This is a genomic window from Salinimicrobium oceani (assembly GCF_012037645.1).
In genome coordinates this window covers 1-335 of sequence record NZ_JAAVJR010001271.1, presented here as the reverse complement: position 1 = coordinate 335, position 335 = coordinate 1, and the positions used below count along the sequence as shown (strand labels likewise).

1 pseudogene is annotated in these 335 nt (G+C 42.7%); it reads right to left on the bottom strand.

Annotated elements, in window-relative coordinates:
• Positions 1 to 313, bottom strand: a pseudogene (locus HC175_RS21790) (hypothetical protein); the annotation flags it as partial.
• Between the last annotated feature and the right edge of the window lie 22 nt (positions 314 to 335).

The following is a 335-nucleotide window of genomic DNA, read 5'->3' as shown; positions in this document are numbered from 1 at the left end:
GAAGTTCTGCAGTATTGGGGCCTGAAGTTCCCTGGTTGAGCGCTTCAAATTCGATATTGTTCAATCCGTCATCCAGCCTCACCATTATAGGAGTAAAAGTTCCTCCCAGGAGATTGTTTGCGTCAATAACAATCCCGTTAATGCTTATTTTTACCCGGTCCCCGTCGATATATTCATGGTCACGACAGTAGAGTTCCACGAAAACCCCTGTTGTCTTAAAATCTCCCAGATATTGATCTCTACGGAATTCTTCCCTTACTTCTTTGTCTTTGACGAAAGCTTTAGGAGTATAATCTTTTCCTTTGAAGGTCATAAGGCCGTTTTGATCTGTCCTC